This window comes from Actinomycetota bacterium, assembly GCA_040757835.1.
Taxonomy (GTDB): Bacteria; Actinomycetota; Geothermincolia; order Geothermincolales; family RBG-13-55-18; genus SURF-21.
Genome location: JBFLWJ010000001.1, coordinates 224,369 through 250,723, shown reverse-complemented (window position 1 = coordinate 250,723; position 26,355 = coordinate 224,369). Strand labels below are relative to the sequence as shown.

The window sequence follows — 26,355 nt, the reverse complement described above, 5'->3', positions numbered from 1 at the left end:
CCGGTCAGGAGACCGGTACCCCCGGTCCCTCAAGCGACCATTCTAAGTCAACCGCGACTACGCCACCAGGTCCACCAGCCTCTCCAGGCCCAGGAAGCGCGAACCCTTGATGAGGACGACGTCTCCCGGCTCGATGATGGCGCGCAGTATCTCCGCCGCCTTGTCCACGCCGTCGGTGGTGAAGACGCTGCCCCGCGGCAGGCCCTTCTCCCGCGCCGCCTGGGCGGTCTTACGGGATTTCCTGCCCACGGTGATAAGGATATCGGTGCCGTAGTCGACGGCCTGCTTCCCCACTTCCTGGTGCGCCTTCTCCGATACCGGTCCCAGTTCCCCCATGTCGCCCAGTACGGCTATGGCCCTCTTCTGGCGAGAGATCTCTCCCAGGGCCATCAGGGCGGAGCGCATGGACACGGGGTTGGCGTTGTAGGCGTCGTTGATGATGGTGATCTCCTCCGGTTTCCTGATCATCTCCATCCTCCATGCTGTCGTATCCGCCATGGCTATCCCCTCGGCGATGCTTTCCATGTCAACCCCCATGATCTTTCCTACTGCCGCGGCCGCCAGCGCGTTCTCCACGTTGTGGCGGCCGGGCAACGGCACAGCGATTTTCTTCACACCACCTCCTTTCGACCTCAGGGTGAAGACTACCTTCCCATATTTATCCACAAGCACGTCCTCCGCCCGCAGGTCGGCGGCGCGCGAGTACCCGAAGGTGACCACCGGGCACGGGCTGAGGCCGCGCAGGAACTTGGCATATTCGTCGTCGGCGTTGATCACCGCCCTGCCACGGCGGGGCAGGGACTGCAGGAGTTCCCCTTTCGCACGGGCCAGGTTGTCGCGGGTGCGGAAGAACTGCATGTGCGTCCACCCGATATTGGTCACCACTCCCACCTCCGGCCGCGCGAACGCGCACAGCTCCGCGATGTGCCCTTTCCCCCGCGAGCCCATCTCCAGCACCAGGAAAGAAGTGTCTTTGCGCAGGGACAGCAGGGTGAGGGGAACCCCGATCTCGTTGTTGAAGCTGCCCTGGGAGGAGACCGTCCTGCCTGCCCGTGCCAGGACCGACGCCATGAAATCCTTGCTCAGGGTCTTGCCGGTCGAGCCGGTGACCGCCACCACCCGCGCCGTGCTCAACCCGCGCTGCCATGCCGCCAACCTGGTCATGGCGGCCACGGTTCCGCGTGCGCGCAGCACCGCCGCCCCCCGCTCGCGCGCCATGCGCAGGAACTCGGGGGATATGCGCGCGACCAGCAGCGCCGCCGCCCCCTTCTCCAGGGCCCTGTCCAGGTAGTCGTGGGCGTCGAAGCGCTCTCCCTTCAGGGCTATGAACAGGGCCCCCCTCTCCAGGGTGCGCGTGTCGGTGCTCACCCGGGATATGGGCCGTGCCGGCCTTCCACCCTCCGGCAGCAGCACGGCTCCGGCCGCGCGCGCTATCTCGTCCGCGTGCATGGGGATCATCGTTGCCTCATCCTCCTTCTCAGGGCAACCCTGGCCTCCTCAACGTCGTCGAAGGGGACCACGCGGTCCGCGAAGATCTGCCCCTTCTCGTGGCCCTTGCCCGCGATGACCACCACGTCGCCGGCCGCAGCCGCGGCTATGGCCGCCGCTATGGCCGCGCGCCTGTCGGCGACGACCTCATATGGTGAGCCCGCCGCCACGGCTTTCGCCCCCGCCTCGATCTCCGCGATGATGGCCATGGGGTCCTCGCTGCGCGGGTTGTCGGAAGTGATAAAGACCGCGTCCGCCGCCGTCACCGCTATCTCTCCCATGAGGGGACGCTTTCCGCGGTCGCGGTCGCCACCGCAGCCGAAAACGGCGATGACCCGGGCATGTGTCGTCTCCCTCGCCGCCTCGAGAACGCGGCGCAGCGAATCCGGGGTGTGGGCGTAGTCCACCAGGACCGCGAAGTCCTGTCCCTCCTCCACCGCCTGGAACCTGCCGGCCACGCCTGGCTGGGACAGTATGCTCTCCAGGGACGGCCCAGCCTCCATCCCCAGCATGATGCAGGTCCCCATGGAAGCCAGTATGTTGTAGAGGTTGAAGCGGCCGGTGAGGGCGGTCTCCCCCACGTGTCGCCCGCCTTCGTATTCCACCTCGACCCGGCTCCTCTTCAGCCCCGCCTCCAGCAGCGTCCCCCGCAGTCCGGCCCCGGGGAGAGTGCCGTAGGTGAGTACCCTGCCGGTCGAGACGGCGGCGAGCCGGCCGCCGTACGGGTCATCGGCGTTTATCACCGCCGCGCGCGCCTCCAGGCCTCCCCGCGAACGCGGCAAGAACAGCCTCTCCTTGGCGCGGAAATAGTCTTCCATGTCCGTGTGGAAATCCAGGTGGTCCTGGCTGAGGTTGGTAAAGACCGCCACCTCGAAGTCGCAACCGTCCACACGGCGCAGGGCAAGTGCATGGGAAGATACCTCCATGCTCGCCACCTCGCATCCCTCTCCGGCCATGGCGGCCAGTATCTCCTGCAGGTCGGCGGATTCCGGCGTGGTACGTCCCACTGGCAGGTCACGCCCGGCCACGCGGTAGACCACCGTGCCGATGAGCCCGGAGACCATGCCCGCCCGGGAAGCCGCCGCCTCCACCAGGTGGGCGGTGGTGGTCTTGCCGTTGGTGCCGGTGATCCCCACCAGCTTCAGCCTGCCGCTGGGGTGCCCCCAGAAGCGGTCGCTCAAGAGCGCCATGGCCAGGCGGGTGTCGCCCGCCCTCAGTAGCGGGAACCCGGCGGGGACGGTATCGCCGCCGTCCCATCCTTCCGCGACCAACAGGGCCGCCGCGCCTCGCGAAAGGGCCTCCTTTATATATAGATGACCGTCGGTGACGTGGCCGGGCACCGCCACGAAGAGGTCTCCCGCCCGCACCCGCTGGGAGTGGTAGGCGATGCCGGTCACCTCGGCATCTCCGCCCTCGCGGCGCAGCATATCCAGTCCCTCAACCAGCTCCAGCAGCCTCATTGCTGCACCACCCTGTCCTTGGTGTTGACCTTCTCCATGCTCGGGGGCACTTCCAGGCGCTGCAGCGCGAACTCCATCACCTGCGAGAAGCACGGCGCCGAGGCCAGGCCGCCGTAGACCGTCCCCGGCTCGTCCAGGGTTATCACCGCCACCAGGGCAGGGTCCTCGCTGGGGGCGAACCCGGCAAAGGTGGCGATGTAGGCCTCGCGGTAGCCGCCGGTGGGGTCAGGTTTCATGGCCGTGCCCGTCTTGCCGGCGCAGTTGTAAAGGGTCATGGCGGCGCGGGTGCCGGTCCCAATCCTCACCACTTCCTGCAGGATGTAACGGAGAGAGGCAGCGCCGTTCTCGGAGATGACCCTCTCCCCCTCGCGCACCTCGTAGCCCTCCGAGCTCATGTCCGTGCCTATCTTACGCAGCAGGAAATGGGGGGTCACCCTGGTGCCGCCGTTGGCCACCGCCCCGGTTATCACCGCCAGCTGCAGCGGCGTCACCGAGATGCCCTGGCCGATGGCGATGGTCGGCAGCGAGGTGAGCGACCACTTGTCCAGGTTCAGCACCACCCCCGGGTTCTCCCCCGGGAAGTCCACCCCCGTCAGCTGCCCCAGCCCACACTTGGCGATGTAGGCGCTCAGCGCTTCCTTGCCCAGGGCCTGGGCGGTCTTGATGGTGCCTATGTTCGAGGAGTAGGCGATGATCTCAGCGAAGGTCATGTCGCTCTTGGGCATCTCATGGTCGTCGGTGAACTCGTAATCGGCCACCTGCAGCTTGCCCGGCACGTTGATCACCGAACCCGGGGTCACCACCTGCCCCTCCAGGGCGGCCATGGCAGTGAGTATCTTCAGCACCGAGCCGGGCTCGAAAGCGTCCGTCACCGGCTGGGTCCTGGTGATCTCCATGGGCACCAGGCTGACCAGGTTGGCATCGTAGTCCGGGACCACGGCCATGGCCAGGATCTCGCCGTTGCGGCAGTCCATGATTATCCCCGAGCCGCTCTTGGCGCCGCTCTCCTGCACCGAGGCAATCAGCTGTTCCTGGAGTTTGAACTGTACCTCGGAGTCGATGGTCAGCTGGATGTCGATGCCGTCTATGGGCTCGGTTATCATCTCGGTGACGCCGGGGATGGGTTCGCCGCGCGGGTCGTACTCCACCCCCGCCTCCCCGGGTACGCCGGCGAGGTCGGATTCGTACTGCAGCTCCAGGCCGGAAAGCCCTACGTTGTCCATGCCCACGAAACCAAGGACCTGCGCCGCCAGCGACCCCTGCGGATAGTACCTCTTGCTCTCCTTCTCCAGGCCGATACCGGCCAGGCCCAGCGCCTCTATCTCCTCCGCCACCTCGGGCGACACCTTCCTCTCTATATAGACGAACCCGCCCTCGGAGCGCAGCTTCTCCTCCAGTTCCTGGCGCGGCACCTGAAGCGCCAGGGAGAGCTCCGCCGCCGCCAGCTGTACGTCATCCACCAGGTAGGGTGTGGCGTAGATGGAATACGCCTCCTTGCTGATGGCCAGGACCTCGCCGTCCCGGTCAAGGATGCAGCCGCGCCGCGGCTCCAGGTCGGTGAGGTGGTATCTCTGGTCCTCGGCTATGCCCTTGAAGCGGTCGGCTTTCACGATCTGGAGGTCGAACATGCGGTAGGCGATAAGACCCAAGCCCAGCAGTAGCAGCAGGGCTGCCAGGTTAATCCTGGCATCCCCTCTCTTTCTTCTTGACACCTCGTCCTCCTCGGATGCCTCTCTATGTGCGGGCCGTCCCGCCGGCCCTAAGATGGGGTTCGCCGCCACGGCGCCGGTGACCTCTTTGCTCGCACTGCTCCAACGCCGTCAGGGTGCCCCTTGTGTCGCCTCGGTGACCATCCCCTCCCCGTTTGTTTCGTCCTGTCTCTGACGCGTCTCCATGGCGGTCCTGTAGGACGGTGTCTCCAGGTATTCCACCTGCGCCACCTGCACCATGCCGAGCTGGCCCACCGCCGCGCTCTCGATGCGGGCCGGCGATTCCAGGGACGCTATCTCCACCCTCATCGCCTCGTGTTTGCGCCTCTCCAGCTCGATCTCTCTCTCCACCTCGTTCACCTTCATCTCGTTCTGTACCACCATGACGTGCAGGCAGATGATGAGGATGAGCAGGGCGCTCACGAATGCCGCTACGCTGACGAAGCAGATGAAGGTCAGGCGCAGGCGGCGGCTCTCCCGGGCGCACTTGCGCCGGTGCAGCTCCTCACCGTTGCGGGCACGGTCCTCCGTCCGCTCCCGGGCGGGATAGCTGTGCTCCTTCCACTCCAGTGCCAGCGACATAGCCCCTACCTCTTCCGTGCCGCCCGCAACTTTGCGGAGCGGGCTCTCGGGTTCTCCTCGACCTCGCGCTCCGAGGGCCGCAGGGGGCGGGACGTCAGGATGCGCAATCCCTCCGCGGCGCCGCAGGTACATTCATCTGCCTGCGGTGCGCACGCGCAGCGCGACCCGTTTGCAGCGAAGAACCTCTTCACCAACCTGTCCTCCAGAGAGTGATAGGAGATAGCGACAAGCGTGCCCCCGCTTGCGAGCGCATGCAGCGCCTGCGGCAGTGCCTGCTCCAGCTCGCGCAACTCCCCGTTCACCTCCATCCGTATCGCCTGAAAAGTCCGCCTCGCCGGATGCCCGCCCGTGCGGCGAGCCGCGGCGGGGATCGACTCTCTTACAACCTCAGCAAGTCTATCCGTGGTGTCGATGGACGAGCGCTTTCGCGCGAGAGCGATGCCCCGAGCGATACGGGCAGACCAACGCTCTTCGCCGTACCAGCGGATAATACGCGCCAGCTCTCTCTCCTCATACTCGTTCACCACCTTCCAGGCATCGAGTTCCTGTCCCGCGTCCATGCGCATGTCCAGCCGCGCCGGCTGGTGGAAGGAGAACCCCCTCTCCGCTTCCTCCAGCTGCAGCGAGGACACGCCCAGGTCGAAGAGGACGCCGTCCACTGCGGCTACCCCCAGCTCCTCCAGCACCTCCTGCAGGCGCGAGAAGCGCGCGTGGAATAGGGCCAGGCAGGGCTGCCCCCGCAGGCGCTCCAGCGCCCGTTGCAGCGCTTCCGCGTCCCGGTCCAGTCCGATCAGGCAACCCTCTCCCCCCATTTCCTCGAGGAGAGCCAGGGCATGCCCCCCCTCGCCGAGGGTTGCGTCAACGAGTACGCTTCCGGGGCGGGGGCGCAGACAGCCCACGACCTCCGCGAGCATGACCGGTACATGCTTGACCTCACCTTCGTCCATTGATCTCTACGAGATGGCGCAGGATACGGTGCATATCGCACTCCTGTCGCGGCCAGTGGCGGCGGCCCTGCATGATTAGCTCCAGCATCATACGTCCTCCCCTTCTAGAAGCCGAGCTCCGAGAGCTTCTCCGCCGTCTGCTCGAAGCGGTCCAGCCCCCCGCGAGTCGACTCCTCCCAGCGGGCGCGGTCCCAGACCTCCACGCGGTCCATCATCCCCACCACCTCGACCTCGCGGTCGAGCCCCGCCACCTCTCGCAGCTTGGGCGGAACGGTGATGCGCCCCTGGCGGTCCGGCACGCCCTCGTAGGAATGACCGAAGAACACGCGGCTGAACTCCCTCTTCTCGAGGTTCCCCTCCGGGAGGGCCTGGATACGCTCGGCCATCTTCTCGAACTCGCTGCGCGGGAAGATGGCCACGCACTGTTCGAGCCAGCGGGCCATCACCACTCCTTCCTCCAGCTTCGCACGGAACCTGGAGGGCATGATGATGCGGCCCTTATCGTCCAGCGCGTGTTCGAAAGACCCGAAAAACATCCTCGTTGCCTCTTTCGCTCCCCTTGTTCCCGTCCCGGGCTGTATTTGGTTCGTCTCTCCACATATTCGCCACTCGGGACGGCCTATCCTCCACTCTGTTCCATTGCAAACCATTTTACTCCATTATGGCTATATATTCGACCCCGAAAACCTAAAAATCAACCACTTTTTACAGGGATTTCGGGAAAAACAACATAGTGTGGTAGACAAAGCAAGAAAATAACAAATTGTAGGGTTATGAGGAGACAGGGAGGAGGTCCTGGGGTTCGCTGCTGGCCCTGGCCTTGGCCTTGAGCCACTTATCCACCAGGTAAGGCTTCAGCCACTCGAACTCCTCCGCCTGGCGCTGCACCAGGAGCTCGGCCTCCATGGTGGTCATGTTGCGCGTCCGGATGGCGTTGTCCGCTGTGCGCGCGCAGTAGAGCGGCACCATGGACCTCACCAGTTCCTGCCTCGGCACGTCGCAGTCGAAGTTGTAAGCCACCGCGAAATCGTAAACGATCTTCGCCCACAGCTTCTCGGGGAACGAGAAGCCCTGGGGGGACAGGGCCTGTGCCGCGTAGGACACCTCCAGCAGGTTGGCGGGCTCCAGTACTTTCTCCCACAGCTCGCGGTAGTTCGCGAAGCCGTCCTCGAAGTGGTCGATGAGGTTCTCCACGTTGATCTCGATGGGCGACGGCTCCACGTGGCCCGCGTCACCGAAGACGCGCGTGGCGGTGGATCCTTTCGTCCTCATCCATTTCACCTCGTGGAGGCCCATGAGGTAGAAGATGGTGGAGGTCACCTGGGTGAACATTGAGGCCAGGTCGCTCCCGGGGTCCTTGATGTTGTGGATCTTCACCCCCATGGCCGACTGGCAGATGCGGAATCCCTCGGTGAGGGCGGTGGTGGTCATCCAGATGTCGATGCCGAACTTGGCGATGTCCGACTGCCATACGTCCATGTGGGAATAGAGCAGGGCCAGGGAACCGGTAAAGCCGAAGTCGCCGCCGATGGGCTGGCGGATGCGGCGCCCGTACAGCGCCTGGGTGAGTGGGAAAGCCAGGTTGTTGGTTATGGTGCCGTCGTACTTATGGCGGATGTAATATGGGGCCACGAACCCGTAGGAGCTCACCCACACCGGCTCTCCCAGCAGCCGGATCCACTCCGGGGTGATGCTGCGCAGGTCCGAGTCGACCACGATGCAGATGCGCGTGCGCAGGCGGCTGGCGATCTCGAAGATGGCGTGGAAGGCCGAGCCCTTTCCCGGCAGCCCCCTGTAGGGGGTAACGATCTTCTGTACCTCCGGGGGTACCAGCGTCTGCAGCACCACGTCCACGGTGTCGTCGGTGGAACCCCCGTCGGAATTGACGATGACCGGCTTCAGGCCCGGGAAGTACTTGACCATGCCGGCGGCGGCGGCCTGCACCACGTGGGCGATGGTGTCGGCATTGCGAAAACTCGGTATGCCGACCACGATGTCGGCGCACCCGATGTCATCGCATCGCCCGATGACCTCGGCGTCGAGGACGCTGCGTGACTCCGCCATCACTCGCTCACCACGCTCACGCGAACTGCTCCATCATATATTCGTGCAGTCCCCTGTCCGCGGAGATGAAGGCCATGAACTCTTCCCAGCGGTCCCTCCAGTCCAGATACCACTGGTAAGGATCTCCGCCTGCCTGCGCGCCGGTGCGGGTCCGCAGGACATTGGCCATACACTCCTCATAGCCCCTGCCGTCGCCCCGGGAGAGGTAGTCCATGCCCATGAGCACACAGGTGCGGAAGATCATGTCCTCCAGGTCTTCGCGCAGGAAGCGTCCGGGGTAGGGGTCCAGATCCTCCACCTTCACCACGCGCCTGCCCTCCCCCTCCCGCTGGCGGCGCAGCTTCTCCCTGCTGTAGACGAAGCGGTCCAGGTCCTCGCGGAACCGCCGCCACAACGGGGCGGTCTTGGGCGGCGGCAGGTGGCGTATCCACAGGGTGCTGTCCAGCAGCCAGTCATGCCCGAAGAACTTCGCGTTTATCAGGTAGTCGATGTCCTCGCCCCGCGTCACGTTGGGGTCGAAGGCGATGCGTGTGAAGAGGTCGCGGTGGACCACCATGTTGCCCCCGAAGACCCAGGGGGTGACCTCGAGCCTCTCCCCGCCCGCGATGATGTCGAAGGCGCGGCTCATATACTCCGCCGCCGGCCACTCCGCGAACACCGGGTCGCGGTTGGGGGGCACGCGGTAGTCGCCGTTGGCGTTGACGTAGTATCCGGCGAGGCCGCCGACGAAGCGCCCGTCGTGCTCGCCCCCGATGTTCTCGGCCACCTTGTCGAGGTAGTAAGGGTCTTCATAGACCTGGTCGTCGTCGAAGAGCACCGCCGCCTCCGCCTCGCTCAGGCAGGCTGCGATGAGGCAGAGGTTGCGGATGTTTGAGTAACCGCGCAGGGAGAGCATCTCGTCGCAGTCCCGCGGCCCCCTCTCCACGAGCATCTTCTTCATCTCGCGCACGTTTGAGTGGGTGAGCAGGGCGACAGGGTAGTAACGTCGGAAGGGGGCCACCGTCTCCTCAAGGCGCCGCTCTACCTCCGCCTCGATGTCGGGGTGGGTGGCCGTCCCCAGCACCACCAGGCGGAAGTCGCTTGAGGCCAGGAGGCGGACGCTCTCCAGGGCGCGCGCCAGGGTCCCCTCCGCGTCCAGGGGGGTGGGGTGGTCATAGACGGCGTCCTCCTCGTGGAAGGGCTCGCCTGACTTCCTCCCCCAGTACGAGGGGATGACGATGGTGAATCTCTTTTTCTCCGGCACGGTTTTCTTCGCTCCCGTCTCAATCCGCGTTACTTGGCGCGGGCGTTTACACCCAGACCTTATACTCCGATTTCTCGGGATTTATACCACGGCGCTTGAACGACACCGTCCATATTAGAGGGAACTCGCGCGCGCTCCGTTCCGCGCCGCAGCCCACTCTTTCCCATGGGTCGTTATCATACACGATAACCACCACGATGGCCTTATCATCGAACAGACGCGGCGCAGGTGCGGCGACCGGTGTGTGGGTTGCCCAGAGCATTTCCGCTCGGACACGGCCCGAGGCTGGGGGCCGTATCTTCACTCTTCACTTTCCGACAGTCATTCGATTTATCGAAGAATGAAGACACGACCCCATTAAGCGGGGTTCATGACGTTCTCGGGCTCGCCGCGATAGAAGGCGACCACGTTGCTTACGGCGATGGCGGTCATGCGGTCCTTGGCCTCACGGGTGTTGAAGGCGATGTGGGGGGTGAGCACCACCTGGTCCAGCCTGACCAGGCGGCTGAGGTCAGGGTGGGGCTCACCGGGGAAGTTGTCCAGCCCGGCCCCCTTGATGCGCCCCTCCTCCAGGGCGTCGGCCAGGGCCTCCAGGTCCAGCACCTCCCCCCGGCTGGTGTTGATGAGGATGGCGCCGGGGCGCATCCAGTCCAGCTCCCGCGCCGCGATGAGGTTGCGCGTCTCCGGCGTGTAGGCGACGTGCAGGCTGACGATATCGCAGGACGTGAAGAGCTCCTCCATGCCCAGGTAGGCAGCGACGTCCTCGATATCGGGGCGCCTGGCCACGTCATGGTAGTACACCCGCAGCCCGAAGGCATGGCAGAGGCGGGCCATCTCGTGTCCGACCCCGCCCATGCCCACCAGCCCGATGCTGCGCCCCGAGACCTGCGCTCCCTCACGGTCCATGGAAGTCCACACCCCGCCCCTGAGGTCGCGGTCCCCCCAGGCGATGTTGCGGGCCACGGCCAGGATCAACCCCAGGGCGTGTTCGGCCACGGAGCGGTTGCCGTAATCCGGGGTGTTGGTGACCGTGATGCCCAATTGAGTAGCCGCCGCGATGTCTATGAAGTTGGCCGCTCCCACGCCGATGTAGGAGACGATCTCCAGGTTCTGGCAGCGCGCGAGCACTTCCGCGTCCATATTCGACCAGTCCAGGAAGACGGCGTGGGCGCCGGAGATGCGCTCCAGCAGCAAGCCGGCCTCGTCCAGCCTGTTCTTGTAGTAGCGGTATGAGCCGTAGTCAAGCAGCGGATCCATCACCCGTTCGTAGGCGCTGGTTCCCTCAATGAACTCCAGCCCGTCGAGGAAGACGAAGAGGCGGCCTGACTCCACCCTCGCCTCGCGCTCGCCGATGAGGGGCATGGCAGCCGTCAACCTCCCGCACTGATGGCGCGCAAGGCCTGCTCCAGCATGTCGTTCTGGGCGTCGTCGCCGATGGTGATGCGCACGTGGCCGGGGATGCCTATGGCCTCACCGTCCCGGACGATGACGCAGTTCTCGATGAGCTTGCGGAAGAGGTCCCCGTAAGGCCCGTTCTTGACCAGGATGAAGTTGGCCTGGGTGGGGACGTACTCGAACCCCGTCTCCTCCAGCAAGCGATAGAGCCGCTCTTTGCCCCGCTCGTTGTTCTCGCGGGAACGCGCCACGTGCCCGGCGTCATCCAGGGCGGCCAGCGCCCCTACCTGCGCGAGCCGGTTGACGTTGAAGGGCAGCTTCACCTTCTCCAGGGCATCGCGCACCGGCCGCGAGGTGATGATGTATCCCACGCGCAACCCCGCCAGACCGTAGACCTTGGAGAAGGTGCGGGCGACGACCAGGTTGGGGTGGTCATCGAGGTACGCCAGGGCCTCGGGATGGCCGGTGTCGGTCACGTACTCGACGTAGGCCTCGTCCAGGACCAGCAGCACGCCGGCGGGCAACTCCTCCAGCATCTGCTCCAGTTCCTGCCTGGTGACCGCGGTCCCGGTGGGGTTGATGGGCGAACACAGCGCCACGTACTTGGTGCGCTCCCCCACCGCCGCCAGCATGGCCGGGATGTCCTGGCGGTAGTCGCGCAGGGGTACCCGCACGGCCCGCGCCCCCATGGTCATGGCGGCCAGCTCGTAGGAGGTGAAGGTGGGCTCCCCGACCACGATCTCGTCACCCCGGGCGAGGAAGGCGAAGGCCATGAGGTCGAAGGCCTCGTCCGCGCCGTGGCAGACCACGATGTGGTCCATGTCCACGCCGAGCTTACGCGCCAGGGCACTCCGCAGCTCGATGCTGTTGCCGTCGGGGTAGATGTGGATCTCCGGCAGGGCCTCGCGGATGGCCTGCATGGCCAGCGGAGAGGGGCCAAGGGGGTTCTCGTTGGAGGCCATCTTCACGCAGCCTAAGACGCCCAGCTCGCGGGCGACCTCCTCCGGTGACTTCCCAGGGTTATAGATGGGGAGGTCCCTTATCTCCTCCCTGATCAACTTCTCGATGTCGAACTCCATGGCTCTGCCTTTCTCTGCATGCCACCGTACTCGTCTATTATATTAGGTCTTTCTCCGCTTCTGGCGACAAAACGGGGTCAGCCCCTGACATGTGACATTGTGTTGCGCAGAGGCAATCAGAGCTTCCTGTGTAACTGGCATGTCACATGTCAGGGGCTGACCCCATGGGTATGGACGTAGCCGGTGCGCTTGTAGTAGGCGACGTTGATCACCCGCGTCTCCCCCACCCTCAGTTCGCGCTGGGCCGGCTGGTGGACGTGACCGTGATAGACGATGTCGGGATGGTGCTCCTCGATGTAGCGCAGCAGCGCCGCGCTGCCCTCCACCGGCCTGCCGGCGACCACGTCCATGGTCGCCGCCTCCAGCCGTGGCGGGATATGGGTGCAGAGGACCTCCACAGGCCCCAGCTCGTCCAGGTGCATGCCGAAGGCCTCGTCGCTCATCTCCGCCGGCATCATGAAGGGAGAGTAAATGGCTCCGGGCACGAACCCGAACGACCGGCCCGCGATCTCCACCTTTCCTTTCGCCAGCTCCACGCGGGATGAGCCGTTCAAGCGGGCCTCCAGCAGCTCGGGGATGTCGCCGTTTCCGTAGATGACGAAAGCCTCGCATTCGATCTCCTCGAGCACCCGCAAGAAGGTCGCGTACGACTCGTCGACACGGCGGAAGAGTTCCGGGAAATACTCGCCTTCCGGCGAGAGCAGGGCCTCACGCAGCGCGGACGCCGCTCCAGGTCCCGCGCGCACCGCGGACATCAGTTTATCTATCAGGTTCTCCCGGCCCAGCACGTCAGCGAGGATGCCGCTGATATCGGCCCAGTCGATGAGGTCGAGCATATCTCCCAGGACCAGCAGGATATCACCGGGCTCGATGGTCTCGGAAAGGTCCTCGAAGCGGCCGTGGGGGTCGGCTATGAGCTTTATCGCCAAGTCAGTTCCCTTTCCCGCCGGCCCCGCCCCGGTATATCACCACTTCCCCGGGTGCGCCGGAGCGTGACGAGCGCATGGCCTCCACCGCCGAGGCGTAGAGCATCTCCGGCTGGCTGACCTCCTCGGGGAACGAGGCCACTCCCCAGCAGAGCTCAGGGGCTTTCTCCCCTTTGACCATGGGAGGGAGTTCCCTCTGCAGATGCTTGGCCAGCCTCTCCGCCATCACCTGCCCGCCTCGCCATCCCGTCTCCGGCAGCAGCACCGCGAAGCCGCCCTCTCCCATCCTGGCCACGACGTCGCAGTCCCGGGTCATGCGCCCCAGGGAGGCCGCGACGTAGCGCACGATCCCCCCGATGCCCTCCTCGCCCTCGCCGTCCCTGACATCGAAGTAATTGTAGAGCTCCAGCATCACCAGGGTGATGTCGTGTTCGTACCTGACCGAGCGCCGCAGCTCCTCGATCATGCGCCCGTGGAAATAGCTCTTGTTATAGAGCCCGGTCTCGTCGTCGCGCAGGGGGTTCTCCATCATCTCCCTGGAGTGTTCGTAATGATAGGCGGAAGCCGCGGCCTGCAGCAGCAGGTCGAAACAGCCGTTGATCCTCTTCTCGAGGTGGAAATCCACCACCTGCTTCATGTCGACCTGTTCGCGGAAGACGTTCCAGAACTCGTTGCGCAGGATGACGTGTTCCTGCACCAGCTCCTCTATGGAGTAACCCTGCTGCCTGCGCAGTCTCCCCAGCACCTCCGCGTCCGCGTAGGCGCTTCCGCTGGCCCCGAAGCGCTCTACCGCCTCCGCGTCCTTGACCGCCTCCAGCAGAGCGCCCGCCAGCCGTGCCATCCTCACGTCCGTTTCCTCGTCCATCACCTGCACGTGGGCCGGCAAGGGCAAGCGCTGTATCTCCTGTTTCCACCTCTCGAGGAACAGGTCCGCTCTGTCCGGCAGCGGTGTCATGGCGCCTCCCTTCCCTCTAGGCAATGATCTTGGAGATCGGGATCTCGATGATATCGCTCGCCCCCCGCTTCACCAGTTCCGGGATGAGCAGGTTTATGCCCTTCTTCTCCACCACGCTCTCCACCGCGAAATAGTCCCCCGCGAGCAGGCGCGACAGGGTGGGTGCCTTCATGGAGGGCAGCACCTCCACCACCGCGTCCAGGTCCGCTTCGGCGACGTTGAACTTTATGAGCACTTTGCCGCGGGCGTTCATGGCCCCCAGGATGAGCAGCCTGATCTCCTCCATGAGCTGGCGTTTCTCCTTGTTGTCGAAGCTCTCCCGGTTGGCTATGAGGCGGGTGGTCGACTCCAGCACGGTATCGATGATGCGCAGGCCATGCTTGCGCAGCGTCCCCCCGGTCTCCGTCAGCTCGACCACGGCGTCCGCCATCTCCGGCACCTTGGCCTCGGTGGCCCCGTAGGAGAGATAGACCACCGCTTTCTTGCCCAGTGCCCGGAAGTACTCCTCGACCAGCATAGGGTACTCCGTGGACACGCGCAGGCCGTCCGGCAGGTCCTCCGGCTTCTGATAGGGGGATTCGCCGGCCACCGCCAGCACGATGCGCACGATGGTGCCAACATCGGTCTTGGTGTAGGGGAGGTCCGCGATCTCCACCACGTCCGCTCCCGATTCCCGCACCCAGTCATGGCCGGTTATGCCCAGGTCGAAGAAACCGTCCTCCACGTACTTCGGTATCTCCTGCGGTCTTAAAATGCGCACCTGTTCGATACGCGGGTCGTCGATGCGGGCGTGATACTCGCGGTCTCCGCTGCGGCGCACGTTGAGGTCGGCGTCCGCCAATATATCCAGGGTGGTGCCTTCCAGGCTCCCTTTGGGGATGACTAGCTTCAGCATCTCTCTCCTCTCCAGGCGGCCCTCACAGCCCCTGCTCGTCTTTCTCCTCCAGTTTGCGGCCGTAGGAGTCGTTGATCCGGTAGTTGTCGTCCTCGCTGGTGAACCCGATGTCGATCTCCAGCACCCTGCCCCGCTTTCCCAGGGACCTCAGTTTATGCATGCCCATGGCCGGCACCATGAACTCCTCTCCCTCCGCGGGCAGGTAGGTCTGCTCGCCGATGGTGACCTCCAGGCCTCCGTCCAGGATTATCCACATATCGTCACGCAGTTTGTGGTAATGGAGGCTCGTCTCCTGGCCGCCTTCGACGGTGATCAGTTTCACCGTGCACGGCTGGTTCAAAGCGTACGCCTTGATGCTGCCCCATGGCTTCTCCAGGAACATGTCCATCACATCCTCCATCACTGGTGCGAGTATCCTACTAGTATATTACCTAAATAACCGGAGAGAGGTCAGCCCCGGGAGACGAGCCAGTCCACCAGGTCCGCCTCGCGTCCCGCCAGCTCGGTATGCCCGGCCCCCTCGATCACCCACAGTTCCGCGCGCCCGCCCAGCTTGGCGAGCATAAGGTCCAGGTCCTGGCGGGAATAGAAGGCCTCGTTGCCGCCGTGCACCACCAGCAGGGGCACCGCCGGAAAAGCCCCCGCTGCGTCCACGGGCAGGAGGCCCCCCTCGCCGCGCACCGCCCGGAAGCGCGCGCCGAGGAAACGCAGGAACAGGGACCAGGCGGGCAGGACGCGGCGATACCTCTCGATGTCCGGCAGTGAAGGCGGCGCCCCCACCGTGACCACCGCGTCCAGGCCGCCGTACGTGGCCGCATGCACGAAAGCGGCCATGCCGCCCAGGGAGAAGCCCACGGCCCCCACCCACGCGTACCCGCGCCGTCTCACCATGTCCACCATGCTGCGCAGGTCCTCGACGGGCCCTCCCAGGTCCAGCTCCAGCCATCCGGAACTGCGGCCGTGGCCGCGGAAATCGAAGGTATAGACGTCGAAATGCTCCGCGAGCATCTCGGCGAGGTCGACCAGGGGGGAGTAGCGCTGCCCGGTGACGGCGGGGTGGGCCACGATCACCGCCCCGCGCTCACCGCCGGGTATGCGCCGCGCGGCAAGGCACAGGCCGCCGGCGCTGATGACGCTCAGTTCCTCGAAGGGGCGTAGCGGGTCGCGGCGGGGCATGAGCCGGTCACGCCAGCGCCTCAGGGCCCTCACACCCATCACGCAGAGCGCTGAGGACAGCGCTGAGAGAACGAGCACCATGCCCCCTTTGGCGCCGTTAAAAATAGAAGGGCCGCGGCCCTTCTTCTCGCTCGTGACCCGTTTTCCTCCCCGGCCGTTCAATCCCTCTTGTCTCCCCCGGCCTCCTCCTTGGATATCGCCTCCAGCTCGCCCTCGATCTTCTCCACCGTGTTCAGGAAAGCCCTTATCTCCTTTGCCGGCACCTTTTTCAGGATGCGGGCCAGCCGCTCCCTCTGGCGGTCCTGTATCTCCGCCACCACCTCTTCCCCCCTGGGGGTCAAGGCCAGAAAGACCAGGCGCCGGTCGGCTTCGTCCACCTTCCTGCTCACCATGCCCTTGTCGCAGAGGGTATGCGCCATGCGGCTGGCGGTGGGCTTGGAGACCATCATCAGGTCGCTCAGCTCGGTCACCCTGATCCTTCCGCTCGCCCTCATATGCAGGAGGAGGTGGAACTGGTGCAGGGTAACGCCGTAACGCGGCAGCATCTCCTGGAAAAGCGCGTGGCGGCTGCGGGCCATGCGGTAGAGCACCTGCATCAGGCGCGAGGCGTCTATCTCGCTCTTCTCCATGATCCCCCTAAACTAGTTAGCATTGCTAATAAACTAGCACCGCGATCTCCCCCTGTCAAGGGAACTGGCCGCGCCCCGCGGCCGCCGCGGCACGGGAAGCCGCCCACTGGCCCACGCAGGCGAAATGCCCGATAATATCCCGGGGAGGCTTGCAGCGGCCGAGCGATGGGGGCGGGATGATAGAGGATGACGTCGAGGTTTTCAGAAGAAGGGTCCTTGCGGACAAGCTCTTCTTCCTGCTCTATTTCTGTCTGGTATGCGCCGCCGTCATCTCCCCGATGTTGCTGCTCGTCATCTTCGCCTATTCCCTGCCGGGCAGGCTCGCGCTGCTCTTCTCGGTGGTGATCTTCGCGGTCGCCATGTTCTTCATCACGCGCACGGCGAGCGTATGATCACCGCTATCACAGATGCGGCCTCCATCCATCCGGAACAGCAGTACGTCCTCGAGAGCATGGCGGACGACGTCCACATCGCCACCGGCAAACCCTTTCCAGCTCTCATGCTCATCAACGACCCTCACCTGTGCAACATGTTCTCCGTCAAGAGAGGTGGGAGGGCGGCCATCTATCTGACCCGGGGTATGCTGAAACACCTGGACGACGAAGAGCTCAGGTCGGCCCTTGCCCACGAGATGGCCCACATCCACCAGGGGGACGCCGCCGTACACAACCTGGCCATCTCCTTCATGGCCTTTACGCGCCGCCGCTGGTTCTCCAGGCCCGAGGGCACTTCCGGCAACCTTCCCATCTCCACCGACCTCCTGCTGACCGTTCTCTTCATGGCCGCGCTCTTGCTGTCGCTGTACTTCGTCGAGTACTTCTATATCTTCCTCGCCGCGGTCATAATCCCCCTCTACCTCGTCTACGGGTTCAGTTTCGCCTATCCCCTCCTGCTCCCGGCCATCTCCCGCAACCGCGACTTCCTGGCCGATGAACTCGCCGCCAAGCTGACCCTGCAGCCGGAAGCGCTCGTCTCCGCCCTGCGCGTGGCCGATGAGTGCGACCGCGGCGACGGCCTATCGTTCCTGCAGTGGATGACCTTCGTCCCCGCCGCGGAGATGGCGGGCCGCAGGCGCCGCCGCCTGCCGGGGGTGGAGGAACGGATCGACAACCTGGAACGGGCATTCCGCATCCAGGAGGAGGCATAGCGGGTAACGGGCCGCCATGTCTTTACCCCGGCACCAACCGATACGGTCCCAGCGCCGGGGCAAAGAGCAGGTTATCGCAGCGCGGCAGGGGGGAATACATTGATGGTAGCGGCGGCAGTCGCGGCCGCCTTGCAGGTTCTATGGATGCTGTGGGAGAAATCTTTGATAGGATCTGGTCACCACGCGAGGGGAGGGGGAGATGAGCGGTAGCACTCACCAGGGGGGAGCAACCACTTGGGATGCCATCGTCGCGACCGCGGAGGGGGAAAGGGAACGGCGTATCGCAGGGCTGGTGGACAGCATGACCCTGCACGAGAAGGTGCGCGAGATGGCCGGGACCACCCCCCTGCATAGACTGGCGGTGATGCTTGTCCGTTACAACAGTTATCCCTTCCTTGCGGGCGGTAACCGTCGCCTGGGCATACCTCCCATCGCCTTCACCGACGGGCCGCGCGGCGTGGCTCTGGGACGTTCCACCTGTTTCCCGGTGGCCATGGCCAGGGGGGCCACCTGGGACCGCAGGCTGGAGGAGCGCGTCGGCGAGGTCATGGGCATCGAGGCGAGGACGCAGGGCGCGAACTTCTTCGGAGGGGTATGCATCAACCTCCCCCGCCACCCCGGCTGGGGGAGGGCGCAGGAGACCTACGGAGAGGACCCCTACCTCCTCGGCGAGATGGGCGCGGCCGCGGTCAGGGGCCTGCAGCGGCACGTCATGGCCTGCGCCAAGCACTTCGCCTGCAACAGCATCGAGGAGTCGCGCTTCTTCGTGGACGTGCGCATCGGGGAGCGCACGCTGCGCGAGGTCTATCTCCCCCACTTCAAACGCTGCGTCGACGAGGGAGTGGCCGCCATCATGAGCGCCTACAACAAGGTGAACGGCTGGTACTGCGCCCAGAACCGGCACCTGCTGCGCGACATCCTCAAGGGCGACTGGGGCTTCGTCGGCCCGGTCATGTCCGATTTCGTCTGGGGCACCAGGTCCACGGTGTACGCGGCCTTGGGCGGCCTGGACATCGAGATGCCCGTGCGCCGTTTCTTCGGGCGCCGCCTGGAGCGGGCGGTGCACAAGGGCACGGTGCCGGAGACGGTCATCGACGCCGCGGTGACCAGGATCCTCCGCACCAAGGCGAGGTTCGCCACCGTTGGCGATCCTGCCGCCTACACCCCGGACAAGGTAGGCTGCAGAGAGCACGCCGAGCTCTCCTTCGAGGCCGCGCTGAAAAGCATGGTACTGCTGAAGAACGATGACGGCATACTTCCCCTGCGGCGGGAAGGCCTGGAGAAGCTGGCTGTAGTCGGCAAGCTCGCCGACCGCGGTAACATCGGGGACCGGGGCAGCAGCCGGGTAAGGCCCCCCTACATCATCACCCCCCTGCAGGGCATCCGCGGGCGGGCGGGCCCCGCCGCCGTCACCTATGAGAGCGGCGAGGACCTCTCCCTGGCCGCCGCGGCGGCGCGCGAAGCCGGGGCCGCGGTGGTGGTGGTCGGGTTCACGGGCAGGGACGAGGGGGAGTCCATCCCTTACGTCAAGGGGGGCGGCGACCGCGAGGACCTAGGCCTGCGCGCGGAGGACGTCGCGCTCATCGAGGCGGTGGCGGAGGCCAACCCGCGCTGCATCGTGGTCGTCGAGGCCGGCTCGGCCTTCCTCACCTCGGGGTGGCGGGACAGGGCCGCGGCTATCCTCGTGGCCTGGTACCCGGGCATGGAGGGGGGCAACGCCATCGCGGCCCTGCTCTTCGGGGAAGAGAACCCCAGCGGCAAGCTGCCGGTCACCTTCCCGGAGAGCAACGGTCAGGTAGCGCCCATGGACAAAAAAGCCAAGTCGGCCGAGTACGGCTACTACCACGGTTACCGCCTCTGCGACCGGGAGGGCTACGAGCCCGCCTTCCCCTTCGGCTTCGGCCTGCACTACACGGAGTATGCCTACTCCAACCTGCGCCTGAACGCGCACGAGATCGACCCGGACGGCACGCTGACGGTGAAGGCCGACATCACCAACACGGGGGAGATGGCCGGCTGTGAGATAGTCCAGCTCTACGTGGGGCACCCCGGCTCGGCGGCGGACCGCCCGCTGCGGGAACTCAAGGGCTTCACGCGCGTCCACACCGAGCCGGGGGAGACCAAGACCGTCTCCTTCGATATAAAAGGGGGAGACCTGGCATACTACGACGAGGATGCCGGTGCGTGGAAGACAGAGCAGAGGGAATACGCCTTCTACGTGGGCTCGTCATCGCGCGCGTCCGACCTTTACCTGGAGGGGACATTCCGCGTCCGCTAGCCCTTGTACATGCGGTCGAAGTGGCGGTAGGCGTCTATCACCGTCTCGCGCACCAGGTCCTCGGCCCTGGCCGTCTCCCGCCGTGACAGGTACTCGAGCAGCAGCATGCCGTCCATCTCTTCCTCCGCCAGCCTGCACGCCTCCCAGCTGAGGATGGACCGCACCACGCGGTCCACGGCCTGCCCGGCGTCGTCATAGGGGCGCGCCTGCATGTCGTGCCCGCTCCACCTGGCGAAACCGGCGCGCCGCGCCAGGCCGGCGACGGCCACGTTCATGCCGTTCATTCTCGCGCCATGGTCGATGTCGAACTTCCCCGGCCCGCCCAGGATGATGCCGTCGCTCAGGCCCTGGCTGTTCACGTGCATATGCACGAGCATGCCGTTGTCGACCTCCTCGACGGTATCGTAGACGTGATCGAGCCCGATCATCTCGGAATGGCCGAACTCCTTGTTGATGCCCTTCCTGGCCAGGTCCACGCCGTACTCCTCCCCCAGCCGCTTCCAGAAGAGGATGGCGCTGGCCACCGTGGGCAGGAGCATGGCGGGGTGCCCCTCGTTGGGCTTGGGCTCGATGGCCATGAAGAGGGCCCCGCCTTTTTCCGCCTCGCTCCGGCAGAGCCCGGCGACGCTCTCCTTGAGGTTGCCGTACATCTTCGCCACGGCGGTGGATGCTAGGTCGTATCCGAACGAGCCGTTCCAGAGCACGAAGGAGGGGGCCAGTTCCGGCTCGGGACGCCATGCCTTGCGCAGGGGCCCGTAGGCCAGCTCCAGCGTGCGCAGGCCGTATTCCTCGGCCCGTCTGCGCTCGCCGCCGTCCAGGGAGGCTATGCCCCCGTAAGCGAAGTGGCGGTGGGCCCCCGGGGTGATGAGCGCGAGGTCGATAGAGTTGGCGACGAGGGCGTCCGCCACCTCCGCCGCGTTCTCCTCGTCCACCTCGTAATCGTAGTGGAATTCCATGCCCAGCCGGATGTGGTCCGGCAGGCGCGGGGCGACCCTCTCCCCCACCAGCCTCACCGTTCCCGCCGTGTCCAGGCGGGCGGCGTCCCATTCCGGGATGGCATCCTTCGGCACGAACCCCCCTTTTCCGGAATGGAAGGTCCACCGGCATACACTGTGGTTGGAAACCCTCTCAGCCATGCTGTACCTCCAAGTCCCTATCGAGGCGCTCCTGCAGTGTTTCGCGCCACCTTGCATAGGCCTCCAGGTAGGCGTCGCGGAGCGGCGCCTCGGGCTCGACCGTCCTGGTCCGCCTCAAGCCCGTGTAGGCCTCCGCGGCGTCGGCGTAGATGCCGGCGCCGAGCCCGGCTCCCCTCGCCGCCCCCTGGGCCCCGTCCGTATCGTAGAGCTCGAGCGCCGCCCCGCTCACGTTGGCGAAGGCCTCGCGGAAGAGCGGGCTGAGGAACATGTTTGCCTCGCCCGCCCGCACCGTCTTCACCCGCACGCCCATGTCCCGCATGATCTCCATGCCGTAGGCCAGGGCGAAGACGATGCCCTCCTGCGCCGCGCGCAGCAGGTGCGCCCGGGTGTGCAGGTTGAGGTCCAGCCCGTGTACCGAGGCCCCGAGGTTGCGGTTCTCCAGGGTACGCTCAGCGCCGTTGCCGTAGGGCAGCACCACCAGCCCGCCGGCTCCCGGGGCGACGCCGGCCGCCATCTCGTTCATGCCGTCGTAGCCGAGGCCTCCGTCCGCCCCGGCCAGGTTGTTCTTCAGCCAGCGGTTGAGGATGCCGGTGCCGTTCACGCACATCAGGACCCCGTAACGGGGATGCCCCTCGTCGTGGTTGACGTGTATGAAGACGTTCACGCGCGAGCGGGGGTCGCTCTGCCGCTCGCCCATTATCCCGTATACCACGCCGGAGGTGCCCGCGGTGGTGGCCGCTGCCCCGGGGTCCAAGACGCGCAGGGAGAAGGCGTTGTTGAGCTGGTCTCCAGCCCGGTAAGCGACCGGCGTTCCCGCCTTCACCCCCAGCTCCTCCGCCGCCGCGGCGGTGATTCCACCCTGCATCGAGAAGGTGGGCATCACCTCGGGCAGCAGCTCGGGTGAGATGCCGTAATGCTCGAGCACGATTTCTGCGGCGCGCTCACTCGTGAAATCCCACAGGATCATCTCGGAGAGGCCCGACGGCGTGGTCACCACCTCCCCGGTCATCTTCATGGCCAGGTAATCTCCCGGTAGCATCACCTTGTGGATGCGGGAATAGAGTCCGGGCTCGTTCCGTTTCACCCAGGCGAGCCGGGAAGCGGTGAAGTTGCCGGGGGAATTGAGCATGCGCAGCCGGCACGCCGCTTCCCCGATGCCCGCGTAGGCCTCGTCGCCGAGGGAGACGGCGCGCGAATCGCACCAGATGATGGAGGGGCGCAGGGGTTCCAGGCTGCGGTCCACGACGACCAGCCCGTGCATCTGGTAGGCTATGCCCACCGCCCTCACCGCCGTGAGGTCGGCTCCGGACCCCTCGCGCAGCAGGGCGGCGGCGCGCTTCAAATGCTCCCACCACACCAGCGGGTCCTGTTCCGCCCAGCCGGGCCGGGGCGCCGCGATGGCCAGTTCACTACGCGGGGACGAAGCCGACGCCACCACCTCTCCCGTGGCCATGTCCAGGAGGGCTGCCTTGATGAACGAGCTCCCGGCGTCAAAGCCCAGGAGATATCCCATCTTTCTCCTCCCCTCGCGGCGTGAGCAGCCCGGTCTTTCCCGTTCCCATCTATAATATTGAAAGAAAAGGCCCACCGGAAGATACGGGGTGCGGTAAGGTGAAGGACTCCGAGTACGCTACCCTATACGAAGTGGAGGACGTCCACTGGTGGTACCTGGGGCACCGCCGTCTCTACGCGGCCCTGCTGGACCGCCACTGTGCGGCGTCAGCGGAAGGTCGCGTGCTCGACGCCGGATGCGGCACCGGCGGTCTCACGTGCTGGCTACGGGACAGGTACCGGCCGCGGCGCCTGGTGGCCCTGGACGCGAGCGAGGAGGCGCTGACACGCTGCGGGGAGAGGGGCCTGGAGGAGCTTATCCACGGTTCGGTCGAACGCATCCCCTTTCCGGACGCCTCCTTCGACCTGGTGCTCTCCCTCAACGTCATCTACCACCGCGAGGTCGGTGACGACGGCGAGGCGCTGCGTGAGATGCGCCGGGTGCTGGCGCCCGGGGGTTACCTGCTTCTTAACCTCCCGGCCCTCTCTTTCCTGGCCGGCAGGCACGACGAGGCCGTCGGAGGAGTGCGGCGATATGGCGCATCCATGCTCGGGGAGCTTCTCTTGCGGGCCGGTCTCGAGCCCGTGCACATGACCTACTTCGTCTTCAGCCTCCTGCCGGCCATCGCAGCGTACCGCTGGTGGAGCAGAAAGAACGTGGCGGAGGACGTGGCCTCGGACCTCCGGCTGCCCCCGGCGCCACTGAACCGCGCCCTGGAGGCGCTGCTCTACCTGGAGTCACGCGCCGCCGTCCGCCGCGGTCTGCCCCTGGGCAGCTCCCTCACCGCCCTTGCCAGCAAAGTGGTGCAATGAACATGATGAGGGGTAAGAAGGCGGCCCGGTTGACGGGGGTGGAGATGGTGGAGGTGTAGAAGAGGACATGGGGGTGAGTTCATGCGGGCAGATGCGAGGGTCCTGACCGTCGCGGCGGTGCAGATGGAGTCCAGGAACGGCGATATCCAGGGCAACCTGGAGCGCGCCACCCCCCACGTGGAGGAGGCGGCGCGGCGCGGCGCGGCGCTGATCGTGCTGCCGGAGTTCATGCCCACCGGCTATATCTTCACCCGGGAGATATGGGACGCCGCCGAGCCCAGGGAGGGCCCGACCATGCGCTGGCTGCGCGAGAGCTCGCGGCGCCTCGGGGTATGGCTGGGCACCAGCTACCTGGAGGCAGAGGGGGAGGACTTCTTCAACAGCTTCGTCATCACCAATCCGCGGGGCGAGGAGGAGGGCAGGGTCCGCAAACAGACCCCGGCCTTCGCCGAGGCATATTTCACCCGTGGCGAAGCGGGCCCGCACGTAATCCCCACCGAGCTGGGCAGGATAGGGGTAGGCATATGTTACGAGAACCAGCTGGCCTACATGCCGCAGCTCATGTGCTCACATGCCGTTGACCTGCAGCTCATGCCCCACTCGGCCCCCTCACCCATGCCCAATCCCCTCTTCCCCGCCTCTGCCGTCGCGAGATACAACGAGAACCTTTGGAAGCTGCCCGTCTTCTACGCGGACATGCTGGGTATCCCGGTGGTATTCATCAACAAATGCGGTGACTGGGTATCGCCCATCCCAGGCCTGCCCTTCCTCACCCAGAGGTCGAGCTTCCCGGGTTATACCGCCATCGTAGACTCGGACGGCGCGGTGAAGGCACGGCTTGGCGGCGAGGAGGGGATCATCGTGGAGGAGGTCACCCTGGACCCCGCGCGACGCAGGGACGCGCGGCCTCAGCCCTGCGGTCGCTGGGCTATAAAGACCCCCTGGTTGATGAACCAGTTCCGGGTGATAGAGGCCATGGGGAGCGTCTACTACAGGCTCAGCCGTGAGCGCAGGTGCCGTTCCAGGCGGATCTCGATCTCATGACGGCCCTACGGCGCGCTCTCTTCCCGAGAAAAACCCAGGGAGCAGTGTCCCACCTCCCCGCTGTTCCAGTAGACCGCGCGCTCCGCCACTACCGCTTGGTCTGACGCGACCCGGGTGGAGACGTGGAACGAGGTGACGTAGGTCCCGGCGTTCCAGGTAAGACGGGATTCGGGGGGGATGGTGGCGCTGGGTCCGGATACCGGGCCTTCCTCGGTCATGAAGGTGAGCTCCACATCGGCCGGAGCGCTGCCGGGGTTCTGCACCAGGATCCAGGTCTCGAAGCCGCCCGCGGTGCAGCCCTCGGCCAGGTACCATAACGGCGCAGGAGCCGTGGCTCCTATGGAGTCGTGTCCGCCTCCGCGGTCCCCCCAGTAGACCGCGCGCTCCGCCACTACCGCTTGGTCTGACGCGACCCGGGTGGAGACGTGGAACGAGGTGACGTAGGTCCCGGCGTTCCAGGTAAGACGGGATTCGGGGGGGATGGTGGCGCTGGGTCCGGATACCGGGCCTTCCTCGGTCATGAAGGTGAGCTCCACATCGGCCGGAGCGCTGCCGGGGTTCTGCACCAGGATCCAGGTCTCGAAGCCGCCCGCGGTGCAGCCCTCGGCCAGGTACCAGTTCGTCCCCTCCCTTTCCAGCCAGATCGGAGAGGTAACAGCGACCTGTTCGCCCCACCCCGCACCGTCATCACCGTTCTCATCGCGCTCGATTACGCGCAGGAAGAAGTAGTCCCGTATGCCCACCTCGACCGTGGGGCTCCAGGTGACGCTCCTGCTGTCCTCACCGGGGTCGAAGTCCCGCCTGGCTGCGACCCTGCCTCCGGCCGTTATCAGTTGCAGGGAGACGATATCTTCGTCATCCTCGACCGCCACGTCGAACTGCGCTGTCTCCCCACGGTTCTCCACAACCGAACCCATCCAGCGCTCTCCCAGCTTGAAGGCGATCCTGATATCTGGGTCATCCGACGAATAGACCCTGCGTTCTCTCAATGCTTCAAAGAGGCCGTCCTGGGTCAATTCCGGACTGATTATCACGGTACGATTACTGAAGGAGGCAAGGCCATGGTTGTCCTGATTGTTAGTGGGCGCCAGCCTCCACCCCTTGTCCAGGGCAGCCTGATAACGCAGATAGTGCGACAGGTCGTTGTTGCCGGTGTCGCGGTTGCCGGTCTCGCAGAGACAGAGGTCGTATGAGACTTCGGGGTAGTATCTAAAGCCCTCGAAGTATCCTGTATCCCTTGCGGGATGGTTGAACTGCGCGGGCGCATCCCTGGCTCCGATCCACTGATACAGGGACTCCAGGGTTGAAGTGACGTCGCTGCCGGTATAATCATCGGACCCGAAGACGTTTACGTGCCCCAGAGAAGGGGAACTCCATTCGAAACCGCGCAAGGCCAGGAAAGAACCTTCGGCATTGTACATATCGGCCTTGTCCCCCGTATCCTCCCACTCGATCTGGGCAAGCTCTTCGGCGTGATCAGTTATGGCGTAGAAATCAAACCTCGCGACATCACGCGCCCAGGCATAAGCCTGGCTGGGTGAGGCCAGGCCATCGGAATAGAGGGTATGGCTGTGCAGGTTCCCATAATAGAAACCCATATCTCCAGCGAGCGCGTCTAAAGAAACCGGGGGATTGGCCTCCGTTCCCACGGCCGTACGGGCGCCCGGTAAGGCGGTGAGCGAGGCAAGCAACACCGTCGTCATCAAGAGGTATCGCGCCGTAGTTCTTGTCCAACCACTCTTGCCCAAATGACGACCCCTTTCGCCAGGATCCCGGCGCTTATGCTTCAGAGACCGATCTGTCCACGCATGACGCCGCTCGCGCCGTCTAAACTTCTT

Annotated in this window: 24 protein-coding genes; 5 read left to right on the top strand and 19 right to left on the bottom strand. The window is 65.4% G+C overall.

Going from position 1 to position 26,355, the window contains the following annotated elements; genetic code table 11:
* Positions 1-57 precede the first annotated feature (57 nt).
* The 16 genes from murF to AB1384_01060 form a co-directional block, all read right to left on the bottom strand.
* On the bottom strand, positions 58-1,458 hold the full coding sequence (gene murF / locus AB1384_01135) for a UDP-N-acetylmuramoyl-tripeptide--D-alanyl-D-alanine ligase (protein MEW6552876.1): 1,401 nt from the start codon (positions 1,456-1,458) through the stop codon (positions 58-60).
* Positions 1,455-2,948: a UDP-N-acetylmuramoyl-L-alanyl-D-glutamate--2,6-diaminopimelate ligase gene (locus tag AB1384_01130; GenBank protein ID MEW6552875.1), complete on the bottom strand. Its 1,494-nt coding sequence runs from the start codon at positions 2,946-2,948 to the stop codon at positions 1,455-1,457. The genes murF and AB1384_01130 overlap by 4 nt, the downstream gene beginning before the upstream one ends.
* Positions 2,945-4,660 carry a penicillin-binding protein 2 gene (locus tag AB1384_01125; protein ID MEW6552874.1) on the bottom strand — a complete coding sequence of 572 codons (1,716 nt, stop codon included), beginning with the start codon at positions 4,658-4,660 and terminating at the stop codon, positions 2,945-2,947. Before AB1384_01125 ends, AB1384_01130 begins: the two co-directional genes overlap by 4 nt.
* Positions 4,661-4,768: 108 nt before the next feature.
* Positions 4,769-5,239 (bottom strand): hypothetical protein, encoded by a 471-nt coding sequence (locus tag AB1384_01120; GenBank protein ID MEW6552873.1) that lies wholly within the window; start codon positions 5,237-5,239, stop codon positions 4,769-4,771.
* Between the two features lie 5 nt (positions 5,240-5,244).
* Positions 5,245-6,186: a 16S rRNA (cytosine(1402)-N(4))-methyltransferase RsmH gene (gene rsmH, locus AB1384_01115; GenBank protein ID MEW6552872.1), complete on the bottom strand. Its 942-nt coding sequence runs from the start codon at positions 6,184-6,186 to the stop codon at positions 5,245-5,247.
* A 104-nt stretch (positions 6,187-6,290) separates the two neighbouring features.
* Entirely contained in the window at positions 6,291-6,722 is a 432-nt protein-coding gene (gene mraZ, locus AB1384_01110) for a division/cell wall cluster transcriptional repressor MraZ (protein MEW6552871.1), read from the bottom strand.
* Positions 6,723-6,957: 235 nt separating this feature from the next.
* Positions 6,958-8,250 (bottom strand): glycosyl transferase family 2, encoded by a 1,293-nt coding sequence (locus AB1384_01105; GenBank protein ID MEW6552870.1) that lies wholly within the window; start codon positions 8,248-8,250, stop codon positions 6,958-6,960.
* Positions 8,251-8,266: 16 nt separating this feature from the next.
* Positions 8,267-9,493: a hypothetical protein gene (locus AB1384_01100; GenBank protein MEW6552869.1), complete on the bottom strand. Its 1,227-nt coding sequence runs from the start codon at positions 9,491-9,493 to the stop codon at positions 8,267-8,269.
* 357 nt (positions 9,494-9,850) lie between these two features.
* Positions 9,851-10,855 carry an NAD(P)-dependent oxidoreductase gene (locus AB1384_01095; protein MEW6552868.1) on the bottom strand — a complete coding sequence of 335 codons (1,005 nt, stop codon included), beginning with the start codon at positions 10,853-10,855 and terminating at the stop codon, positions 9,851-9,853.
* Between the two features lie 8 nt (positions 10,856-10,863).
* Positions 10,864-11,967, bottom strand: coding sequence for a histidinol-phosphate transaminase (gene hisC / locus AB1384_01090; GenBank protein MEW6552867.1), 1,104 nt, complete (start codon positions 11,965-11,967; stop codon positions 10,864-10,866).
* Between the two features lie 149 nt (positions 11,968-12,116).
* Positions 12,117-12,896 carry a metallophosphoesterase gene (locus AB1384_01085; protein ID MEW6552866.1) on the bottom strand — a complete coding sequence of 260 codons (780 nt, stop codon included), beginning with the start codon at positions 12,894-12,896 and terminating at the stop codon, positions 12,117-12,119.
* A 1-nt stretch (position 12,897) separates the two neighbouring features.
* On the bottom strand, positions 12,898-13,848 hold the full coding sequence (locus AB1384_01080) for a GGDEF domain-containing protein (protein ID MEW6552865.1): 951 nt from the start codon (positions 13,846-13,848) through the stop codon (positions 12,898-12,900).
* A 16-nt stretch (positions 13,849-13,864) separates the two neighbouring features.
* On the bottom strand, positions 13,865-14,743 hold the full coding sequence (gene hisG, locus AB1384_01075; protein MEW6552864.1) for an ATP phosphoribosyltransferase: 879 nt from the start codon (positions 14,741-14,743) through the stop codon (positions 13,865-13,867).
* A gap of 22 nt (positions 14,744-14,765) precedes the next feature.
* Positions 14,766-15,131 carry a cupin domain-containing protein gene (locus tag AB1384_01070; protein ID MEW6552863.1) on the bottom strand — a complete coding sequence of 122 codons (366 nt, stop codon included), beginning with the start codon at positions 15,129-15,131 and terminating at the stop codon, positions 14,766-14,768.
* Between the two features lie 62 nt (positions 15,132-15,193).
* A complete protein-coding gene (locus AB1384_01065) occupies positions 15,194-15,997 on the bottom strand; it encodes an alpha/beta fold hydrolase (protein ID MEW6552862.1) in 804 nt (267 codons plus the stop codon).
* An 80-nt stretch (positions 15,998-16,077) separates the two neighbouring features.
* A complete protein-coding gene (locus AB1384_01060) occupies positions 16,078-16,548 on the bottom strand; it encodes a MarR family transcriptional regulator (GenBank protein ID MEW6552861.1) in 471 nt (156 codons plus the stop codon).
* A gap of 176 nt (positions 16,549-16,724) precedes the next feature.
* Here AB1384_01060 and AB1384_01055 point away from each other — a divergent pair, with 176 nt between their 5' ends.
* The 3 genes from AB1384_01055 (at position 16,725) to AB1384_01045 (ending at position 19,973) form a co-directional block, all read left to right on the top strand.
* On the top strand, positions 16,725-16,940 hold the full coding sequence (locus AB1384_01055) for a hypothetical protein (GenBank protein MEW6552860.1): 216 nt from the start codon (positions 16,725-16,727) through the stop codon (positions 16,938-16,940).
* Positions 16,937-17,695 carry a M48 family metalloprotease gene (locus tag AB1384_01050; GenBank protein ID MEW6552859.1) on the top strand — a complete coding sequence of 253 codons (759 nt, stop codon included), beginning with the start codon at positions 16,937-16,939 and terminating at the stop codon, positions 17,693-17,695. Before AB1384_01055 ends, AB1384_01050 begins: the two co-directional genes overlap by 4 nt.
* Before the next feature lie 199 nt (positions 17,696-17,894).
* Positions 17,895-19,973, top strand: a complete 2,079-nt coding sequence (locus AB1384_01045; GenBank protein ID MEW6552858.1) for a glycoside hydrolase family 3 C-terminal domain-containing protein — start codon at positions 17,895-17,897, stop codon at positions 19,971-19,973.
* On the opposite strand, the gene AB1384_01040 is transcribed toward AB1384_01045, so the two are convergent.
* Positions 19,970-21,109 (bottom strand): xylose isomerase, encoded by a 1,140-nt coding sequence (locus AB1384_01040; GenBank protein ID MEW6552857.1) that lies wholly within the window; start codon positions 21,107-21,109, stop codon positions 19,970-19,972. The two genes, AB1384_01045 and AB1384_01040, sit on opposite strands and share 4 nt — an antisense overlap.
* Positions 21,102-22,622: an FGGY family carbohydrate kinase gene (locus tag AB1384_01035; protein MEW6552856.1), complete on the bottom strand. Its 1,521-nt coding sequence runs from the start codon at positions 22,620-22,622 to the stop codon at positions 21,102-21,104. Before AB1384_01035 ends, AB1384_01040 begins: the two co-directional genes overlap by 8 nt.
* A 98-nt stretch (positions 22,623-22,720) precedes the next feature.
* Between AB1384_01035 and AB1384_01030 the strand changes: the two genes are divergently transcribed.
* Complete coding sequence (locus tag AB1384_01030; protein MEW6552855.1) at positions 22,721-23,473, top strand: class I SAM-dependent methyltransferase; 753 nt, start codon at positions 22,721-22,723, stop codon at positions 23,471-23,473.
* A gap of 81 nt (positions 23,474-23,554) precedes the next feature.
* A complete protein-coding gene (locus AB1384_01025) occupies positions 23,555-24,517 on the top strand; it encodes a carbon-nitrogen hydrolase family protein (GenBank protein ID MEW6552854.1) in 963 nt (320 codons plus the stop codon).
* 5 nt (positions 24,518-24,522) lie between these two features.
* Here the strand turns inward: AB1384_01025 and AB1384_01020 are convergent, their stop codons facing one another.
* Complete coding sequence (locus AB1384_01020; GenBank protein MEW6552853.1) at positions 24,523-26,115, bottom strand: DUF5719 family protein; 1,593 nt, start codon at positions 26,113-26,115, stop codon at positions 24,523-24,525.
* Positions 26,116-26,355 lie beyond the last annotated feature (240 nt).

Coding starts and splice junctions, on each gene's coding strand:
- murF (MEW6552876.1), bottom strand. CDS start 1,458: ATGATCCCCATGCACGCGGACGAGATAGCGCGCGCGGCCGGAGCCGTG.
- AB1384_01130 (MEW6552875.1), bottom strand. CDS start 2,948: ATGAGGCTGCTGGAGCTGGTTGAGGGACTGGATATGCTGCGCCGCGAG.
- AB1384_01120 (MEW6552873.1), bottom strand. CDS start 5,239: ATGTCGCTGGCACTGGAGTGGAAGGAGCACAGCTATCCCGCCCGGGAG.
- rsmH (MEW6552872.1), bottom strand. CDS start 6,186: ATGGACGAAGGTGAGGTCAAGCATGTACCGGTCATGCTCGCGGAGGTC.
- mraZ (MEW6552871.1), bottom strand. CDS start 6,722: ATGTTTTTCGGGTCTTTCGAACACGCGCTGGACGATAAGGGCCGCATC.
- AB1384_01105 (MEW6552870.1), bottom strand. CDS start 8,250: ATGGCGGAGTCACGCAGCGTCCTCGACGCCGAGGTCATCGGGCGATGC.
- AB1384_01095 (MEW6552868.1), bottom strand. CDS start 10,855: ATGCCCCTCATCGGCGAGCGCGAGGCGAGGGTGGAGTCAGGCCGCCTC.
- hisC (MEW6552867.1), bottom strand. CDS start 11,967: ATGGAGTTCGACATCGAGAAGTTGATCAGGGAGGAGATAAGGGACCTC.
- AB1384_01080 (MEW6552865.1), bottom strand. CDS start 13,848: ATGACACCGCTGCCGGACAGAGCGGACCTGTTCCTCGAGAGGTGGAAA.
- hisG (MEW6552864.1), bottom strand. CDS start 14,743: ATGCTGAAGCTAGTCATCCCCAAAGGGAGCCTGGAAGGCACCACCCTG.
- AB1384_01070 (MEW6552863.1), bottom strand. CDS start 15,131: ATGGACATGTTCCTGGAGAAGCCATGGGGCAGCATCAAGGCGTACGCT.
- AB1384_01060 (MEW6552861.1), bottom strand. CDS start 16,548: ATGGAGAAGAGCGAGATAGACGCCTCGCGCCTGATGCAGGTGCTCTAC.
- AB1384_01055 (MEW6552860.1), top strand. CDS start 16,725: ATGATAGAGGATGACGTCGAGGTTTTCAGAAGAAGGGTCCTTGCGGAC.
- AB1384_01050 (MEW6552859.1), top strand. CDS start 16,937: ATGATCACCGCTATCACAGATGCGGCCTCCATCCATCCGGAACAGCAG.
- AB1384_01045 (MEW6552858.1), top strand. CDS start 17,895: ATGAGCGGTAGCACTCACCAGGGGGGAGCAACCACTTGGGATGCCATC.
- AB1384_01040 (MEW6552857.1), bottom strand. CDS start 21,109: ATGGCTGAGAGGGTTTCCAACCACAGTGTATGCCGGTGGACCTTCCAT.
- AB1384_01035 (MEW6552856.1), bottom strand. CDS start 22,622: ATGGGATATCTCCTGGGCTTTGACGCCGGGAGCTCGTTCATCAAGGCA.
- AB1384_01025 (MEW6552854.1), top strand. CDS start 23,555: ATGCGGGCAGATGCGAGGGTCCTGACCGTCGCGGCGGTGCAGATGGAG.
- AB1384_01020 (MEW6552853.1), bottom strand. CDS start 26,115: ATGGGTTTCTATTATGGGAACCTGCACAGCCATACCCTCTATTCCGAT.